General features: G+C 66.9%; 14 protein-coding genes and 1 pseudogene. 6 read left to right on the top strand and 9 right to left on the bottom strand.

All coding sequences use genetic code 11. The features are described 5' to 3' along the window. Positions 1 to 15: 15 nt before the first annotated feature. Together AC1DIW_RS21065 and AC1DIW_RS21060 are read left to right on the top strand one after the other, a co-directional pair. A complete protein-coding gene (locus AC1DIW_RS21065; protein ID WP_478110750.1) occupies positions 16 to 1,983 on the top strand; it encodes a fumarate reductase/succinate dehydrogenase flavoprotein subunit in 1,968 nt (655 codons plus the stop codon). Next, entirely contained in the window at positions 1,980 to 2,723 is a 744-nt protein-coding gene (locus AC1DIW_RS21060) for a succinate dehydrogenase/fumarate reductase iron-sulfur subunit (protein WP_478110706.1), read from the top strand. Before AC1DIW_RS21065 ends, AC1DIW_RS21060 begins: the two co-directional genes overlap by 4 nt. Positions 2,724 to 2,831: 108 nt before the next feature. Here the strand turns inward: AC1DIW_RS21060 and AC1DIW_RS21055 are convergent, their stop codons facing one another. Further along, positions 2,832 to 3,998 carry a nucleotide sugar dehydrogenase gene (locus tag AC1DIW_RS21055; RefSeq protein WP_478110704.1) on the bottom strand — a complete coding sequence of 389 codons (1,167 nt, stop codon included), beginning with the start codon at positions 3,996 to 3,998 and terminating at the stop codon, positions 2,832 to 2,834. A gap of 80 nt (positions 3,999 to 4,078) precedes the next feature. Between AC1DIW_RS21055 and AC1DIW_RS21050 the strand changes: the two genes are divergently transcribed. Further along, on the top strand, positions 4,079 to 5,560 hold the full coding sequence (locus tag AC1DIW_RS21050) for a D-alanyl-D-alanine carboxypeptidase family protein (RefSeq protein WP_478110702.1): 1,482 nt from the start codon (positions 4,079 to 4,081) through the stop codon (positions 5,558 to 5,560). A 35-nt stretch (positions 5,561 to 5,595) separates the two neighbouring features. On the opposite strand, the gene AC1DIW_RS21045 is transcribed toward AC1DIW_RS21050, so the two are convergent. From AC1DIW_RS21045 to AC1DIW_RS21025, 5 genes are all read right to left on the bottom strand, one after another. Next, positions 5,596 to 6,705, bottom strand: coding sequence for a YihY/virulence factor BrkB family protein (locus AC1DIW_RS21045; protein ID WP_478110701.1), 1,110 nt, complete (start codon positions 6,703 to 6,705; stop codon positions 5,596 to 5,598). A gap of 3 nt (positions 6,706 to 6,708) precedes the next feature. After that, positions 6,709 to 7,239, bottom strand: a complete 531-nt coding sequence (locus AC1DIW_RS21040) for a 2'-5' RNA ligase family protein (protein ID WP_442277894.1) — start codon at positions 7,237 to 7,239, stop codon at positions 6,709 to 6,711. A gap of 55 nt (positions 7,240 to 7,294) precedes the next feature. Further along, positions 7,295 to 8,341 (bottom strand): tryptophan--tRNA ligase, encoded by a 1,047-nt coding sequence (gene trpS / locus AC1DIW_RS21035; RefSeq protein ID WP_478110699.1) that lies wholly within the window; start codon positions 8,339 to 8,341, stop codon positions 7,295 to 7,297. 47 nt (positions 8,342 to 8,388) lie between these two features. Continuing rightward, positions 8,389 to 8,979, bottom strand: a complete 591-nt coding sequence (locus AC1DIW_RS21030) for an arsenate reductase/protein-tyrosine-phosphatase family protein (protein WP_478110698.1) — start codon at positions 8,977 to 8,979, stop codon at positions 8,389 to 8,391. Positions 8,980 to 9,211: 232 nt separating this feature from the next. Next, on the bottom strand, positions 9,212 to 9,583 hold the full coding sequence (locus tag AC1DIW_RS21025) for a hypothetical protein (RefSeq protein WP_478110696.1): 372 nt from the start codon (positions 9,581 to 9,583) through the stop codon (positions 9,212 to 9,214). Between the two features lie 734 nt (positions 9,584 to 10,317). Between AC1DIW_RS21025 and AC1DIW_RS21020 the strand changes: the two genes are divergently transcribed. Continuing rightward, positions 10,318 to 11,916 carry a tyrosine-protein kinase domain-containing protein gene (locus AC1DIW_RS21020; protein ID WP_478110695.1) on the top strand — a complete coding sequence of 533 codons (1,599 nt, stop codon included), beginning with the start codon at positions 10,318 to 10,320 and terminating at the stop codon, positions 11,914 to 11,916. Between the two features lie 71 nt (positions 11,917 to 11,987). On the opposite strand, the gene AC1DIW_RS21015 is transcribed toward AC1DIW_RS21020, so the two are convergent. Beyond that, the gene (locus AC1DIW_RS21015) at positions 11,988 to 12,716 is read right to left on the bottom strand and encodes an arsenate reductase/protein-tyrosine-phosphatase family protein (protein WP_478110693.1); all 729 of its coding nucleotides are present in this window, start codon (positions 12,714 to 12,716) and stop codon (positions 11,988 to 11,990) included. A gap of 355 nt (positions 12,717 to 13,071) precedes the next feature. On the opposite strand from AC1DIW_RS21015, the gene AC1DIW_RS21010 reads away from it, so the two are divergent. After that, positions 13,072 to 14,244, top strand: a complete 1,173-nt coding sequence (locus AC1DIW_RS21010) for an acyltransferase family protein (protein ID WP_478110691.1) — start codon at positions 13,072 to 13,074, stop codon at positions 14,242 to 14,244. 274 nt (positions 14,245 to 14,518) lie between these two features. On the opposite strand, the gene AC1DIW_RS21005 is transcribed toward AC1DIW_RS21010, so the two are convergent. Continuing rightward, on the bottom strand, positions 14,519 to 15,187 hold the full coding sequence (locus tag AC1DIW_RS21005; RefSeq protein WP_478110689.1) for a transposase: 669 nt from the start codon (positions 15,185 to 15,187) through the stop codon (positions 14,519 to 14,521). A 235-nt stretch (positions 15,188 to 15,422) separates the two neighbouring features. Between AC1DIW_RS21005 and AC1DIW_RS21000 the strand changes: the two are divergent. Continuing rightward, positions 15,423 to 16,687: pseudogene (locus AC1DIW_RS21000) on the top strand (ISL3 family transposase). Positions 16,688 to 16,906: 219 nt separating this feature from the next. On the opposite strand, the gene AC1DIW_RS20995 reads toward AC1DIW_RS21000, so the two are convergent. Continuing rightward, positions 16,907 to 18,133, bottom strand: coding sequence for a glycosyltransferase family 4 protein (locus AC1DIW_RS20995; protein WP_478110688.1), 1,227 nt, complete (start codon positions 18,131 to 18,133; stop codon positions 16,907 to 16,909). Between the last annotated feature and the right edge of the window lie 86 nt (positions 18,134 to 18,219).

Raw genomic sequence — 18,219 nt, 5'->3', positions numbered from 1 at the left:
ACACCCGACTCGCCGCTGCCCGGTCTCGTCCACGGCCTGTATGCCGAGGGTGAGCCGATCCGCGACACGAAGGCCCCGACCGGTCCCATCGACCGCCGCTGGAACAAGCGCAAGTTCGAGGCCTCGCTCGTCAACCCGGCCAACCGCCGCAAGCTCTCGGTCATCATCGTCGGCACCGGTCTGGCCGGTGGCGCGGCCGCGGCGACCCTCGGTGAGGCGGGCTACAACGTCAAGTCGTTCTGCTACCAGGACTCCCCGCGCCGCGCCCACTCGATCGCCGCGCAGGGCGGCATCAACGCCGCCAAGAACTACAAGGAGGACGGCGACTCCGTCTACCGCCTCTTCTACGACACCGTCAAGGGCGGCGACTACCGCTCGCGCGAGTCGAACGTCTACCGCCTCGCCGAGGTCAGCACCAACATCATCGACCAGTGCGTCGCGCAGGGCGTGCCCTTCGCGCGGGAGTACGGCGGACTGCTCGACAACCGCTCGTTCGGCGGTGTGCAGGTTTCCCGCACCTTCTACGCCCGCGGCCAGACGGGCCAGCAGCTGCTCATCGGCGCCTACCAAGCTCTCGAGCGCCAGGTCGCCGCCGGCACGGTGGAGATGTTCAGCCGCCACGAGATGCTCGAGGTCATCGTCGTGGACGGCAAGGCCCGGGGCATCATCGCCCGTGACCTCGTGAGCGGTGAGATCGAGACCCATCTCGCCGACGCCGTCGTGCTCGCCTCCGGCGGCTACGGCAACGTCTTCTACCTCTCGACCAACGCGATGGGCAGCAACGTCACCGCGACGTGGCGCGCGCACCGCAAGGGCGCCTACTTCGGCAACCCCTGCTACACGCAGATCCACCCGACGTGCATCCCCGTCGCCGGTGAGCACCAGAGCAAGCTGACGCTCATGTCGGAGTCGCTGCGCAACGACGGTCGCATCTGGGTGCCGAAGAACGCCGCCGACTGCGAGAAGGACCCCCGCGAGATCCCCGAGGAGGACCGCGACTACTACCTCGAGCGGATCTATCCCTCGTTCGGCAACCTCGTGCCGCGTGACATCGCGAGCCGTCAGGCCAAGAACGTCTGCGACGAGGGCCGCGGCGTCGGCCCCAAGGTCGGCGACTTCCGCCGCGGGGTCTACCTCGACTTCACCGACGCCCTGAAGCGGATGAGCGCCGAGGCCGTCGCCGAGAAGTACGGCAACCTGCTCGACATGTACCAGCGGATCACGGGTGAGAACCCCTACGAGGTGCCGATGCGCATCTACCCCGCCGTGCACTACACGATGGGTGGCCTCTGGGTCGACTACGACCTTCAGTCGAGCATCCCGGGCCTCTTCGTCACGGGCGAGGCGAACTTCTCCGACCACGGCGCCAACCGCCTCGGCGCCTCGGCCCTCATGCAGGGCCTCGCCGACGGCTACTTCGTGCTCCCGCACACGATCCGCGACTACCTCGCCAAGGGACCGTTCGACAAGCTCGACGAGTCGCACGAGGCCGTCGTCGAGGCCCGCGCCTCGGTCGACGCCCGGGTGCAGAAGCTGCTGTCGATCAACGGCGACCGCTCGGTCGACTCCTTCCACAAGGAGCTCGGCAACATCATGTGGGAGTTCTGCGGCATGGAGCGCTCCGAGGAGGGGCTGCTCAAGGCCATCGACCTCATCCGGGGCCTGCGCGACGAGTTCTGGCGCAACGTCAAGGTGCTCGGCGCCGCCGACACGCTCAACCAGAGCCTCGAGAAGGCCGGCCGCGTCGCCGACTTCCTCGAGCTGGGTGAGCTGATGTGCATCGACGCCCTGCACCGCCGCGAGTCCTGCGGTGGCCACTTCCGCGCCGAGTCCCAGACCGAGGACGGCGAGGCGCTGCGTCACGACGACGAGTTCGCCTACGTCGCCGCGTGGGAGTGGGGCGGGCAGGACGGTGCGCCGGTCCTGCACAAGGAAGACCTGGTCTACGAATTCGTCGAGCTGAAGCAGCGGAGCTACAAGTGAACCTCACCCTCAAGATCTGGCGCCAGGCCGGCCCGACGACCAAGGGCGAGATGGTGACCTACCCGGTCACCGACATCTCCGAGGACATGTCGTTCCTCGAGATGCTCGACGTCCTCAACGAGCAGCTCAACGCCCGCGGCGAGGAGCCGATCGCCTTCGACTCCGACTGTCGCGAGGGCATCTGCGGCATGTGCGGCCTGATGATCTCCGGCAAGGCCCACGGCCCCGAGGTCACGACGACGTGCCAGCTGCACATGCGCAGCTTCTCCGACGGCGACGAGATCACCATCGAGCCGTGGCGTGCCGACGCGTTCCCGGTCATCAAGGACCTCGTCGTGGACCGGTCGAGCTTCGACCGGATCATCCAGGCCGGCGGCTTCATCAGCGCCAACACCGGTTCGGCGCCCGAGGCCCACTCCGTGCCGGTGCCCAAGGCCAAGGCCGACCGCTCCTTCATGGCGGCCGCCTGCATCGGCTGCGGCGCCTGCGTGGCGGCCTGCCCGAACGCGTCAGGCATGCTCTTCATGGGCGCGAAGATCACCCACCTCGGCGAGCTCCCCCAGGGCCAGCCGGAGCGGGACGCTCGCGTCGTCAGCATGGTGAACCAGCACGACCACGAGGGCTTCGGCGGCTGCACGAACATCGGCGAGTGCTCGCTGGCGTGCCCGAAGGAGATCCCCATGGACGTCATCAACCAGCTCAACAAGGACCTGCGCCACGCCCTCACACACGGCGAGTGACACCGCGTCCGATACCGCACGACAGACGAACCCGCCCCGGATCACCGGGGCGGGTTCGTCTTTGGCTGCGAGGACGACAACGTATGCCGTCTCCTCGAGTTCTCGGGGTCAGTCGCGGCCGTAGATGTCGCGCGTGTAGACCTTGTGACGGACACCTTCGAGCTCGTCGGCGTGCCGGTTGGCCACGATGACGTCAGCCAGGGACATGAACTCGTCGAGGTCACGGATGACGCGCGAGTGGAAGAAGTCGTCGTCCTCGAGGGACGGCTCGTAGACGACGACCTCGATGCCCTTGGCCTTGATGCGCTTCATGATCCCCTGGATGCTCGAGGCCCGGAAGTTGTCAGAACCCGACTTCATGACGAGCCGGTACATGCCGACGACCTTCGGGTCGCGGGCCAGGATGTCGCCCGCGATGAAGTCCTTGCGGGTCGTGTTGGACTCGACAATGGCGTGGATGAGGTTCTGGGGCACCTCGTCGTAGTTCGCGAGCAGCTGCCGGGTGTCCTTCGGCAGGCAGTAGCCGCCGTAGCCGAACGACGGGTTGTTGTAGTGGGAGCCGATGCGCGGGTCGAGGCCCACTCCCTCGATGATCGAGCGCGTGTCCAGACCGTGGGTCGCGGCGTACGTGTCGAGCTCGTTGAAGTATGCGACCCGCATCGCGAGGTAGGTGTTGGCGAAGAGCTTGATCGCCTCGGCTTCCGTGGCGTCCGTGAGCAGGACGGGCACATTCTCCTCGTCCGCGCCCTCGACCAAGAGGGACGCGAACTCCTTCGCCTCCGCGCTGGTGTCGCCGACGACGATGCGGCTCGGGTGCAGGTTGTCCCAGAGCGCCCTCCCCTCACGGAGGAACTCCGGGGAGAAGATGATGCGCAGGGAGGGCTGGGCCTCGCGCATCCGGACGGTGAAGCCGACCGGAACCGTGGACTTGATGACAACCGTCGAGTCCGGGGCGTGCCGGGCCACGGCGGCGATGACCTGCTCGACCGACGTCGTGTCGAAGTGCATCGTGTCGGGGTCGTAGTCGGTGGGCGTCGCGATCACGACGAAGGAGGCCCCAGCGTAGGCGTCCTCGGGATCCGTCGTCGCTCGCAGGTCAAGGCCGCCGCGCTCGAGGTAGGCCTCGAGGTCGGCGTCGATGATCGGGGACCGGCCGGCGTTGACGAGTTCGGCTCGCGCCGCGTCCACCTCGAGGGCGACGACCTCGTTGTGTTGGGCGAGGATGACGGCATTGGACAGGCCCACGTACCCAAGGCCGACAACAGTGATTTTCACATCCATACCCTACCGGCGCTCCCGATCTACGCGTTTCGGACGCCAGCCCGGTCCCGGAGACGGGTTAGTCTGTGCCCGCGATGACGCCTCCGGAGACCTCCCGACGTCGCCCGCGGGCGACGCCGGCCGCGGGCGTGACGCTCGGTGCCCTCGCGCTGGGGCTCACGCTGACGACGACGTATGCCGTCCCGCCCGCCGCGGCTGCAACGCCGAGCTGTGCGCCCTGGCAGGCACCTCAGACCGTCCCGGCGGGAGTGACCCTCGCGCCGAGGATCTTCCCGACGGACGCGGCCACTGCACACCCGCCCGCTCCCTCTCAGGCGACGCCGACCACGTCGACACACCCAGCAGCGACGCACCCGACGCCGACGCCGACGCCGCATGTCGTGTGCCGTGCCGTGCCGCCTACGCCCTTCGCCCACCCGGCATGGGAGCCCGAGACGGTCGTCGGCGGGTCACGTCTCGCCGAGACCGGCGTCGTCGTCGACCGACCCGTCTCCGTGCCGGGGCCGCCCGAGGTCTTCGACGTCTCCTACGTCATCGCCGACCTCGGCACGGGTGAGATCCTCGCAGCGAAGTCGCCGCACGCCTGGCTGCGCCCGGCCAGCACGCTCAAGACCCTGACGGCGCTCACGCTGATGCCTCGCCTCGACCCCCGACGGGTCGTCGTCGCCAAACAGGACGCCCAGGACGCGGCCGGCTCACGCGTTGGCGTCCTGGCCGGCAACCCCTATCCCGTGTCGAGCCTCTTCGACGCAATGCTCATGTTCTCGGCCAACGACGCGGTCTATGCCCTGGCCGATGCGGCTGGAGGCTACGACGCGACGGTCGCGCTGATGAACGAGAAGGCCGAGCAGATCGGTGCGCACGACACCGTCACTGTCGACCCGAGCGGGCTCGACGAGGGCGAGCAGCGCTCGAGCGCCTACGACCTCGCGCTCATCGGGCGAGACGCGATGCGGCTGCCGGCGTTCCGGGCCACCATCACCAAGCGGGACGCGGTCTTCCCGGGTAGCAAGGACAAGCAGGGCAGGGTGTTGCCGGCCTTCCACGTCTACAACATCAACGAGCTGCTGACGCATTACCCCGGCACGATCGGCATCAAGCCTGGACGCACGGACCGCGCCCAGCACACCTTCATCGGGGCAGCGACCCGGGGCGGTCGAACCCTGATCGTGAGCCAGATGGGCAGTGTCACCGGCTCGTGGAAGCCGACGGCGGCCCTGCTCGACTGGGGCTTTGCCAACGCCGAACGGGTGACGCCTGTGGGCCGGCTCGTCGAGCCCGGCGAGGCCGCTGCACCGATCGCCGCACCAACGCTGTCCGGGCTGCTCGCTGGGGACGACAGCGCCGCAGCGCCTGGATCCAGCGGGGCGGACGGGGCAGCCGCCCTCGCGCCCGTGGGAGCCTCTGCGGCCGGAACGACCTGGGCGACGTGGGCGGCCGCCTTCGACCGGAAGACGGCGCTTGGCGTGCTCGGGGCTGCGGGCGCTGTCGCGACGGCTGCGGCTGCACTGCTCGTCGCCCGAAGGCGCGGACGAAGCCGGAGACGACGGGCCTGAGCACCCGGCTCGGTCCGCGCCTCAGCGGCTCCCCGTCAGCGTTGGCGCAGACGTCGTGCTGCCGTGACGGCCAGGGCCCCGGCCGCGCCGACGACTGCTCCCGCGGCCACGCTGACGCGGTCGGTGGCGCGTGAGCGTGGCTCGTCGCGCTGGGAGGTGACGGCGGCCCTCGCGACGGGCGTGGCGGCATACGGCACGAGGCTGGTGTCGGCGGGGGCCCGGAGCGGGGCGATGAACGCCGGCCGCAGGGCGCGCGCCATCGGCGAGCGCTGGGTGTCGTCGCCGAGGTCGTCGAGGTCGACGTCGTTGGCGGCCCAGGAGGCCGAGAGCAGGATGACCTTCGCCATGAGGTTGAGCCAGAAGAGCAGGCCGACGGCGACCGCGACGGTGCCGAGCACGGGGTTGTGACTGGCCCGGCTGACGAGGAAGCCACCGAAGAGCTTGAGCACCGTGAGGATGGCCGCGCCGAGCAGGGCTCCCTGGCGGACGTTGTGCATCGGCAGCGGCACCCCGGAGAGCATCCGGAGCAGGACGATGAGGATGAGGGTGTCGAAGACGACCCCGACGACGAGCCCGGCGACGCCGACCAGGAAACCGTTGCCCGCGAGGCCGATCCAGCCCGCGACGCGCTCGGCGAGGCCTCCGACGGTGCTGGTGAGGATGGCCGAGAGGGCGATCGCCAGGCCGAGCGTCACGAGGACGAAGAGGTCGCGGGCCTTGGTGCGCACCATGTTGTCGGTGGACGCCTCGAGCCCGAAGACCCCGCGGATGCCGGTGCGCAGAGCACCCACCCAGCCGAGGCCGGCGAGCAGCAGCGTCACGAACGAGATGATGCCGGTCACGGTGAGGGTCAGGCTCGTCGGTGCCTGGACGCTGATGATGCCGTCCGGGTGGGATGCCGTCTTGACCATCCCGGGCAGGGTGCTGTTGAGGGACTCTGCGATCGTCTCTACGAGGTCGGGCCGGCCCTGGAGCACGAAGCCGAAGATCGCGAAGGCCAGGGCGAGAGCCGGGAAGATGGAGAAGAACGCGAAGTAGCCGACGCCTGCCGCGAGGAGGTCCCCGTTGGCCTCGCCGTAGCGGGTCCAGGCGCGGTAGCCCCGGGTGGCCTTGAGCCGGTCCAGGATGCGCTGGAGGGCAGCCACGGCTCAGCTCCCGTCGAGGGTGAACTCGTCGACGGGACGCCAGGCGCCGTCATCGCCCTGCTCGTAGAGGTGGTAGGCGTCGACCTCGAAGGTCACCGAGTAGTCGGCGAGGTCGGTGAAGGCGCGGTCGAGCGAGTCCGCAGGGACGTTGTGCGCGACGGTGACGTGCGGGTGGTAGTAGAAGTCGAGGTTGCGGGTGACCGGGCCGGACCGGAGCGCCCGCTCGAGCGACTCGCAGTTCGAGACGCCCCGGGCGACCTGGATGAAGACGACGTCGGACAGCGGCCGGAACGTCCCGGTGCCGCGCAGCACGACGTCGAACGGCGTGTGGGCGGCAGCGACTGCGGTGCAGTGGCTGCGGAAGGCGGCATACGTCTGCTCGTCGACCTCGGTCGGCGGCAGCAGCGTGATGTGCGTGGGGATCCGCCATGCCTGGGGGTCACCGAAGTCGGCCCGGCGGCGCTGGAGGTAGTCTCCGTGCGGGGCGGGGATGGGGATGGAAACGCCGATCGTCGTCAGGCGCGCAACACTCACGCCCAGACGGTATCGAATGGGGCGCCCCCGCAACGCACCTGGGTGCGCGCGGCTTTCAGCGGCCCGGTCGCGAAAGCAGACCGACCTTGTCGTAGACGCGCCGCACCGTGGCCTCGGCGACGGCGCCGGCCCGGTCCGCGCCGTCAGCGAGGATGCGGTCGAGCTCCGCGCGGTCGGCCATCAGCTCGAGCGTGCGGGTGCGGAACGGAGTGACGGCCTCGACGACGACCTCGGCCACGTCCTTCTTGAGGTCGCCGTAGCCCTTGCCGGCGTAGTGCTCCTCGAGGAGGGCCACCGGCGTGCCGGACAGGGCGGAGTGGATGGAGAGCAGGTTGGACACGCCCGGCTTGTTGTCCTCGTCGAAGCGGATCTCGCGCTCGGTGTCGGTGACGGCGGAGCGGATCTTCTTCGCGATGCGCGACGGCTCGTCGAGCAGGCTGACGAGCCCGGCGTCGGATGCCGCCGACTTGCTCATCTTGGCCGTCGGGGCCTGGAGGTCCTGGATCTTGGCCGTCGCCTTCATGATGTGCGGCTCGGGCACGACGAGCGTGTCGCCGAAGCGCTGGTTGAAGCGTCCGGCGAGGTCACGGGAGAGCTCGAGGTGCTGGCGCTGGTCCTCCCCGACCGGCACGACGTTGGCGTCGTAGATGAGGATGTCGGCGGCCTGAAGCACGGGGTAGGCGAAGAGGCCGACGTTGGTGTTGGTCCCCTTGGCCGACTTGTCCTTGAACTGCGTCATGCGGCTCGCCTCGCCGAAGCCGGTGAGCGTGCCGAGCACCCAGTAGAGCTCGGTGTGCTGGGCGATGTGGCTCTGGACGAAGAGCGTTGAGCGCACTGGGTCGACGCCGCCCGCGATATACTGCGCCGCCGTGATCCGGGTGCGCTCACGCAGCACCTTCGGGTCGGGCGCCACGGTCAGTGCATGCAGGTCGGCGACGAAGTAGAAGGCGTCGTGCGTCTCCTGCAGGCGCACCCACTCGACGAGCGCACCGATGTAGTTGCCGAGGTGGAGCGAGTCGCTCGTCGGCTGCATGCCAGAGAGGCTGCGCGGCGTCGTGGTCGAGAGGGAAGGCGTCGAAGACATGGGTGCATTCTGGCCCATCGCGGCCGCGCTCCCCCAACCCGGGGCGTTCAGCGACCGGCTTCGGCTCAGGGCTTCAGCGCCCTCACCACGGCGGGCAGCACGTGCTCGACCGCGCCGGCCATCCGTGCAAACGCCTCGGGGCCCTGCTGGTAGGGATCGGGAATGTCGGACTCGTCCAGCGACAGGGGCGCCACGATGCCGCGCTGTGACGCGGCGACGCCAGCGACGTGCGCCACCCATGACTCGCCCGCGTCGGAACCACCGGGCTCGTCGACCTGGTCGAACGCGTCGAGGTCGTCGGCATCGGCGGCGACGAGATGGGCGAAGTCGCCGAGGGTGAAGCATGAGGCCATGGCCCGGGGGCTGAGCCGGACCACCTCGGCGCGGTGCGCGCGGGTCGCGGTCAGCACGAGGTCGGCGTCCGCTACCATCGCGGCCGTGAGCTGGCGAGCCGCGAATCCATCTGTCGCTGCACCGCGCTCGTGCAGCTCGACAACCGAGCCCGGGTCGATGGGTGAGCCGACGAGGGCGCCCGTGCCGCCGCTCGACACCTCGATGCCGGTGCCGTCGAGCAGTTGGGTCAGGCGCCGCTCGATGTAGGGCGAGCGGCACACGTTCCCCGTGCACACGACGAGCAGGCCCCCCACGCTCTTCACGGGCGAGCCTCGACGAGCGCCCGCGAGTCGAAAGGGCCGTCATCAACACTGGGCAGCAACCCAGACTCGGAGGTCTCGGCGAGCCCACTGGGACGGTGCTGGCAGTTTTCCGAGCCGGCGGGGGTGCTTATGACGAGAACTTCGCGGATGCTGGCCATTATCGGTTGGCTGCCCCGCGCTACCCGAGTGGATGTCCCCTTCATGGTCGGCCAGCCTAAGGGGTCGGGAAACCTCAGAGCCGACCGGGTAACACGGTCGGTCGCCACGTCTCGAGCTTCGCGTCCGAGCGCCACGTTGCCCCAGCGACGCCGAGCCAGCCGCCGTCCCCCACGACGCTGAGCGAGACGCGGCCGGTGGCGCCCTCGAGTGAGGTCAGAACGCACGCGATCCGGGTGGCTGGACCTTCGGCGACCTTAGCGACCTCGACCCCCGCGCAGCCGTCGGCCACACGGGCGACGTAGACCGTGGGGACGCCGTTGACCTCACGTGCACCGACGGCCAGCGCGCCCTTGACCGTCGCGGCGATCGGCCACGTCGCGCCCCCGTCTGAGGAGCGGACGAGGCGCCCGTCCGCGCAAACGACGACGGCAGCCTTGGCGCTCACCCGTGCGAGGTCAACGACCGGCGTGGTCCCGCATGGGCGGGCGTCGGTTCTCTGCGGCGTGATGACCAAGACATGGTCACTGTCAGGGACGCGGGACCAACCGCCGACGACGGCGCGAGGACCTTGCCAGGTCCCGGCGTCGTCGCCGGTCGAGTACTCCCCCAAGGTGCAGGCCCCGTCCTTTGCACCGATGACGAAACCACGGCTGGCGGCGACGGGCTGGAAGCGCCCCACGGCGCGTGGCGGTGCGGCGCGCTTCATCCACGTGAGGCCGCCGTCCTCAGTGACGCTGAGACTCGCGCCGCCGTCCCGGCACGAGCCGAGAATGCCGCGCCAAGCGCGTTTGCCGTCGACAGCGGCGATCGCCTCATGGACGGGTGCCGGCTCGACTAACGGAGCAGCGGTGGTCTCTGGCGGCGCGCTGCTCGCAGCGTGCACCGGCGTCGCAGCAAAGGACGCCGAGGCTGCTGGCGGGGAGGCCTCGGCTGTCTCCGGCCGGAGGGCGAGCGCGACGAGGAGCACGTCCAAGACAACCAAGGAGACGAGGCCCCCGAGCGCTAGGCGCCCAACCGATTTGTCCGACATCCGCGTCATCACGATCGTCACTCTACGGAGCCGATGGTCTGGATCAGCGCATCTCGGGCAGACGGCATAGGATGCGTCGAGTTATGTGTCGGAATTGTCTGACGCGGAGTCGTGTGACCAGGCACGGCCGACGAGAAGAGACGGCGACTGTGGAACTGCAGGACTACCTGAACGTCATCCGGAAGCGGTGGATCATCATCGCGGCGGTGGCGCTCGTGACCCTCGGCCTCGCGGCCGCCTACACGACCCTGTCTCCGCGGACGTATGCGGCGACGGCAGAGTTCTTCGTGTCTACCTCGAGCGAGGACACGACCTCGGCCCTGCAGCAGGGCGCAACCTTCACACAGGCACGGGTCAAGACCTACTCTCAGCTGCTCGATTCCCCTAAGGTGCTCGACCCCGTCATCAAGCAGGTCGGGCTCACGACGACGCCCGACAAGCTCGCCGACCAGGTCACTTCTACGATTCCGCTCGACACACCCATCATTGATGTCACCGTTACAGATTCCACCCCGGCCGGAGCCCAGCGCATCGCCGCCGCCGTCGGCAACGTTTTCCCGCAGACCATCCAAGAGCTCGAGCGCAAGGGGACCCAGGCGAGCCCGGTAAAAGTCACCATCGTCAAGGAGGCCACTGCCGACGCAGCGCCGGTCAGTCCCAAGCCGACACGCAACCTCGCGCTCGGCCTCGTGCTCGGCTTGCTCCTCGGCTTCGGCGTCGCCCTTCTCCGCGACATGCTCGACAAGTCGATCAAGTCTCAGCGCGACCTCGAGACCGTGACCGACCGGACCATCCTCGGCAGCATCGCCTTCGACGCCGATGCCAAGGCCCACCCCCTCATCGTCCAGGTCGACCCGCACTCCCAACGCGCCGAGGCGTTCCGGTCGCTGCGGACCAACCTGCAGTTCGTCGACGTCGCGAACCCGGCCAAGTCGATCGTCGTCACCTCCTCACTCCCCGGCGAGGGCAAGTCGACGACGGCGGCCAACCTCGCCCTCAGCCTCGCCGAGACGGGCCTCAAGGTCGTCGTCATCGAGGGCGACCTGCGCCGCCCACGGCTGCTCGACTACCTCGGCTTCGAGGGGTCGGTGGGCCTCACGGACGTGCTCGTGGGTCGCGTCGAGGTCGACGACGTGCTCCAGCCCTTCGGCCGTACGGGGCTGCGGCTGCTCGGCGCCGGCCCGATCCCGCCCAACCCGAGCGAGCTGCTCGGGTCGGCCAACATGGAGCAGCTGGTGGCTGACCTGGCCGAGCGCTTCGACTACGTCATCATCGACGCCCCACCCCTGCTCCCAGTCACCGACGCGGCGGTGCTCAGCACGCTGGTCGACGGCGCTCTCGTCGTCGTCGGTGCCGACGTGGTCGAGCGCGAGCACGTGCGTCGGGCTCTCGACACGCTCGATCAGATCAACGCCTCGCTGCTCGGCCTCATCCTCAACCGGGTCAAAGCGAAGGAGATCGGTGCGGGCTATGGCACGTACGAGTACACCTACCGCCCCGAGAGCGAGCGGCAGCGGGCCAAGGACCGCCCGGGCAGAGGTCGCCGCCCCACTGTGGCGTCCGCCGATGAGGTGGGCCCGGTGACCCCGCGTCCGACCGCCGCGGGCAGCCGGACGAGTCGGGAGCCGGGAGCGTCGCCAGAGACCTCGGCGGCGGATCGCGCCGAGTCCGCGCTCCGAGCGCCGGTGCCTCCGCAGCCGAACGGGGCCAAGCCGGTTTTCCCTGCGGACGACTCGATCTTCCACTGACTCATCCCTGAGGACGCTTGTCGTCACACAGAGAGGCCTCGTGACCAGCCGGTCGGGGGCCTCTCTGTGTGTCAGTGGTAAGCGGGTGTCCTCGAAGAGTAGCTCGCCGTGCCAAGCACGCCAACGACCACCTCGAGGAAGTCCTCGATGCGGCCGAACGCCTCGGCGTGCATCCGTGCTGAGCCACCGTAGGGGTCGACGATGTCGATCTGTGAGAGGTCTCGTGGAGCGACTGTGCCACGGACAGCGGCAGCCTCGGCGACGACCTGCGGGAGCCAGGGGCGCGCCGGTGCGATGGGCCGCCACGACCTCGACGAGCAACACAGGTCGGCGAAGTCCCCGAGAGCGAAGATCCGGCGCATCGCCGCGGGGCGCAGCCGCGCCACCTGACCGCGGTGCGCGCGCGTCATCGTGAGAACCAGCTCGGCCCCGTCCAGCATCCGCGCCGTCAGTGCCTGCGCGGCAAAGCCTGTGTCGTCGGCGCCCATTCGGCGCAGCTGGTCGGTCGCGGCGGGCTCCAGTTCGGCACCGACGACAGCCGCAGTCCCCGCGCTGGCTATCGACGCTCCCGCGTCAGGCAGCAGCTGGCGCAGGCGCCGTTCGGCGTACGGCGACCGGCAGATATTGCCGGTGCACACAAACAGGATGCCTCCGGTACTAGCGATGTCCCCAAGCATCTTCCCCCCTGACTCTTGGTCCAGACCCAGCGAGACCTGATCGTAGAGCCGGCTCAGGTGGCGCAGATGCGGAAACTGCAGATTGGGGGTTTGCTGCCAGTTCGCTCTCAGGTCGCGGGCCACCTACGCGAGAGAGCGGCGCGTGTCTTTCACCGGGTGCGCAGCGACCTGGACGCACTCGCGGAGTAACTGCTCCTCTTGGCATCCTCTCGCGCCCGGCCCGCCACCGAGCACGAGAGGTCGCCAACCGACCGGGGCAACCTCAATGCATGAAACCTATGCTAACTTTGTAACGCCTTGCGACCCAAAATCCTTGTATGCGCTTGGAGCAAATGCCACCGCCCACGCAAATCTCGGATCCCTTAGCGTCAAGTCTCGACTGACGTGGCTTGCCAGGGCGCTGACAGGCCGAATCAAGCGCACGTTCCGTGTTCACCGAGGTCGCGGGCTCAAATTTCTTCACCAACCGGGGGACGCGATGACCTGCGCCACAGAAGGCAGATCGACACAACGCATCACTAGCCTTGATGGCCTCCGGGGGCTCGCGGCCCTCGCCGTCGTGCTTCACCATGCATTCCTGACGTCGCCTGCATTCTGGGCAGCGAGACAGGGCGAAGACGCGCCCTATTACGCAACCGCGCTTACATATAGTCCAGTTCACCTCCTGTGGGGCGGGCACGAGGCAGTGTTGATATTCTTCGTTCTCAGCGGGCTTGTCTTGACATTACCCTTCACCCGCGCCTCAGGCGCACCGTGGAGAAGGTATTACGTCGCCCGGGCAATTCGCCTATATCTGCCGGTTGTCGCCTCGGTGCTTTTCGCTTCAGCGTTAACCCTAGCCTGGCCCCGAAATGGATCGAACCCTGCACTCACACCTTGGGTGAGATCACACGATATCGCCGTTACTGCGATTCTAGTCTTAAAGGATTCATTCCTCCTTGGCGGAGTCTCGAATTTGAACTCTCCCCTATGGTCATTGCGCTGGGAGGTCATTTTCTCCATTCTTCTACCGATTTATGTGTTGCTGGCGAAGAAGCTTGGCACAAAGTATTGGGCGCCGCTACTGCTTCTTTCGATCGCTTTCACGGCCACTGGGCGATTCATAGGATATGACTGGGCGCAGTACCTCCCCCTCTTCGGAGTGGGAGCGCTGATTGCAGTCAACATTGAACGACTGCGTCTCGCTGGACGAATTCTCTACGCAGGTCGCATGGCAAGATGGAGGGCGCCAGCGATCCTCAGTTTGGCGGCGCTGCTCACCATCGCAGAGTGGGCCATAACAAAACCAGTCAGCAACACGCTGGATAGGCTGAATCCAATCATCGTCGTACCTGGAGTCGCACTGCTGGTCGTGCTCGCATTTTCGTCACGAGGGTTCAGCGGCTTCCTCGAGTCCCCTCCACTGCGCTTCTTGGGGACCATCTCTTTCAGCCTATACCTCGTGCATGAGCCCATCCTTGTGAGTATCGCCACGATCATCCCGGTTGGAGCTTCATACTTAGTCTTCATACTCGGCATCCCTATCTCCATTTGCGCGGCATGGCTATTCTTCCGTATTGTCGAATCAAATTCTCACAAACTTGCGCGTCTTGTTCAGAAGAGACGCTCAACTTCAGCGTCCACTCCCGCGCCGGCCACCGCCTCATACTGAAATCGCCATGCTTGATGCCGTCCTCCTTAAATCAATTCCTCGCCGTGTCGCAGACGGCATCACGGCTGTGAGCTGAGTCGGGGAGTCAGGTATGCGCAGACGCAAAGCGCGGTCCTTCAGCGGCTCTTCGTAATCAAGCATGGGCACAGGCTCGTCGATAGGGACGGGATCTCCTAGCATCTGTGGGCACCAAGCTGCCTAACTGAAGTCCTCGACATGGATCACCGTACGTGTGGTGTCGGCGGCGGCTTGCGTGCCCGCGCGGACGCGATATTCAACGACTCGGGCTTGCATGTGTTCGACGTGCACTCGGAGGAGCTTGCTCAGCTCGTCGTGTCCGTGGAAAAACGGACGCGGACGTGGGTGACTGCCCAAGATGCATGGTGGTTGCGGCCGGCGCGGCCGCGAGGCCGAGGAAGGCGCCCTGTTTCGGCGCCGTGACGTTAGTGCGGTGACGCAAGCAGGTCGGCCGGTGCACCGAGGTGGGCTGCCCGGTCGTCACGTCGAGCGAGCGGCGGGATCTGATCGCGAGCCCGGCGAACTGACCTCGCGAGCGGTCGGGTGGGTGACTCATGCGCTGGGCACGGCGACACCACCGTGTCCACGCTGGCCCACCACCTCGGCTGGACGGGCGCACCCTGTGGGACGCGATTGAGGGCTCTCCGCATTTGCGTGCGGCGGGTGCTGCTTTCACGCTGGTGGTCTCTGCCCTCGTGTGAGGGCGATGTGGAGCATGATGCGCCTTCGGTAGTTGTCCATGTTGGTGAAGCCGCATCCGACCGCTGGTCTGCTTGATGATCCGGTTGAAGCCTTCGGTCCGGGCGTTGGTGACGTCCTCGGTGAGCGCGACGAGCACCGCCGGCGACCACGTCTCGATCTTGCGCGCGAGCCGGGTCGTCTTGTCTATCTCGGCGCGGGCGGCGGCGTCATAGAAGTCGTACAAACGGCGGCGGATCAGGTCTGGCTCGGACTAGCGCGACAGTCCCCTCTTGGGACCTGAGGTGGGAGCTGTGGTGACACGCCCACGCTATTGATGCGCCGAGGTAGGGGGTCGAGGCCCTCAGGATCAGAAGCGACCAAGCTTCTGCTCCGCGAGGACCTCGACGATGACCGAGCCTACGGCGTGCTCTGCTGCGCGCTGCTCTTCCCCGGCCGCGTACTGCGGCAACTGCGATCTCCTGGTCGGCCTGAACGGGCTCCACGTGGTGGAGGTGGTCCAGGACGAGGAGCAGCTTCGGGTGCGGGTGGAGTCGCCGCCGGGACCTACGGGTTGCCCGTCGTGCGGGGTGGTGGCTCTGAGCCACGGCCGGCGTGAGGTCGAGCTGATCGACGCGCCCTGCTTCGGGCGGCCCGTGCGGGCGCTATGGCGCAAGCGGACCTGGACCTGCCCCGAGCCGGCCTGCCCGGTCGGGGTGTTCACCGAGCAGGACGAGCAGGGCGCCCACCCGCGGGGCTTGCTGACGGTGCGGGCGTGCTGGTGGGCGGTGCGGCAGCTGCGCCGGGAGCACGCCTCGGTGCTGGGTCTGGCCCGGCAGCTCGGGACGTCGTGGAAGACGGTGTGGCGCTCGATCCGGCCGCTCCTGCAGGTCATGGACGCCGACCCGGCCCGGTTCGAGAGCGTGCAGGTCCTTGGCGTCGACGAGCACATCTGGCATCACGTCAGCCCCCTCAAGCGTGGCCCGAAGGAGCTGACCGGGATGGTGAGCCTGACTCGTGACCAGGACGGCAACACGCGGGCAGCACTGGTGGACTTGGTCCCTGGCCGTTCAGGGGCGGTGTACGCCGGCTGGTTGAAAGAGCGCGATGCGGCGTTCCGTGCTGGCGTGAAGATCGCAACCCTGGACCCGTTCCAGGGGTACAAGAACGCCGTCGATGACGAGCTCGAGGACGCGGTCGCGGTGGTCGATGCCTTCCACGTCGTGAAGCTGGGCGGCCACGCGGTCGATGAGGTCCGGCGCCGGGTCCAGGAGGAGACCCTCGGCCATCGCGGCCACGCCGGCGATCCGCTGTACGGCATCCGGATGAGCCTGCGGTGCGGTCGTGAACGTCTCACCGAGCGTCAGCAGGCTCGACTCGAGGCCGCGGTCGCTGCCGACGAACGCCACGACGAGGTGTTCGTCGCATGGCAGGCCGGACAGGAGCTGCGCTCCGCGTTCCACCAGAAGGAGCTCGCGCAGGCCGCCGGATCGCAGAGCACGTCCTCGCCTCGTTCCCCTTGTGCCCGATCCCGGAGATCGCCCGCCTCGGCCGGACCTTGAAGCAGTGGCGTGAGCCGTTCCTGGCGTACTTCGCCACCGACCGCGCCAACAACGGCGGCACCGAGGCCGTCAACGGGCTCATCGAGCTCCACCGCCGGGTCGCCCGAGGCTTCCGCAACCGCGACAACTACCGGCTCCGGATGCTCCTCATCGGCGGTGCCTTCACCGACCCCCGGCTGGCATGACCTCCCAGCTCAGGTCCCAAGAGCCCTCAAAGCGCTTCGGCCGACGTGGAAAGCGCGCCTTCGGTGGCGCTGCTTCGCTGGACCGCCAGACTCACTGCATCAAGGCAGGAACCTGATAGCAAGGACGCGGTCTCCCTCATCAATGGCAGTCGACAAGACTCCACGACTCACACAGTCCGTCTCCCGCATGCTCGGGATGAAAAGCCAAATGCGAAATTGTCAAATGTCGCCACCGAACAGCAGCCACTCCTCGGATTGGTCACGACCAGCAACTCGTGGGAGCGGATAGGTCGGTCGCAAACCATCTACCCACTCTTGCAAATGTCGAACAACCGCCTGAGCGACATCATGCGATGACGAGGGCACATGTAGGACGGATTGATCGACGCTCCTTAGCCAGCCTGCCAAGCCCGTTTCCTCCGTAGCGACAACGCTGCAACCGAACGAGATCGCTTCAACTATCGGGAGACCCAACTGCTCGCGCCACCTACTCATAGGCTGCGAGGGAAGCACGCACACTTGGGATCGTTGAAACGAATCCAAGATTTCAATCCTCGGAGGACGAACGCGAACCGTCACACTGGAATCATTTGCCGCCAGCTCGGCCGCCGCACTTTCGAGTGGGCCATGCCCGACGAGCTCAAGTGAGGCCCCGGGAAACTGCGATCGTATCTTCGGCCACGCATCAAGCACTAAATGGAAGCCTTTCCGCACCTCAAACCCACCCACGAACAAAACCGATGCAGCTTTGCGCGTCAGCACCGGTCGGTTTTGAGACGAGACGTTGAGGCTTGGTAGCTGCAAGATGATTCGCGATCTGCGGCGCAACCTTTCCCGTAGAAATTTGGGCGTCGCACTGATATAAGCGTCAAAGGCGCCTTGGGAACCAAAGGCCAGTGCATCAAATGCCATGACACAAAACCCGATCCAGGCCATCACGGGTAACCGCCAAGCCCACTCAGGAAGTCGCAGAAAAGAACGAGGGACCCGATCTAGACCCGCGTTTTCAATACAGTATGCCACGATCTTTGTATGCTCGTTCGCAGCCAGATCATACACACGAGTTCCCAAAATCGCGAAAGCTGATATGAATGCGACGTCTAGCCACAAGGGTTCGGGCAATTCTAGAACATCAACGCGAGAACAGGCAAGGGTACGAATGGCGCCAAATTTGCTGACCCGTCGCGTTCCGCCTACACGAGAGCTCTGCTCTTCGTCGAAGTCCTCACGCTCGTCTAAATAGATGGTAAGACCGATGGCAATCTGTTCCGTTTCAAAATGAGACGAGCGAATCTGCGGATAAAATCGCAACACATTCATAACAGTTTCAGATGACCTTAGAACGTCGGGCAAGAATGTTGCAAGAACGATCGGCCCGACCAGCGGGCCCCCGGATACGAATATTTCCAACTTTACGTTATCGGCCAGACTGGCCGTTGCTACCACGAAAGCATACGTCGCTACGCATGGAACTTAATCGCTTGACGCACCGACCACGGGGATGAGCATTCAGCTGGCGACCCGCGCCTTGA

It is taken from the genome of Terrabacter sp. 01T434 (assembly GCF_056398545.1).
This window is presented reverse-complemented; position numbering and strand designations above follow the sequence as displayed.

Excerpts from the sequence above, each read along its gene's own strand:
- AC1DIW_RS21050 (WP_478110702.1), top strand. The coding sequence starts at position 4,079 with ATGACGCCTCCGGAGACCTCCCGACGTCGCCCGCGGGCGACGCCGGCC.
- trpS (WP_478110699.1), bottom strand. The coding sequence starts at position 8,341 with ATGGGCCAGAATGCACCCATGTCTTCGACGCCTTCCCTCTCGACCACG.
- AC1DIW_RS21010 (WP_478110691.1), top strand. The coding sequence starts at position 13,072 with ATGACCTGCGCCACAGAAGGCAGATCGACACAACGCATCACTAGCCTT.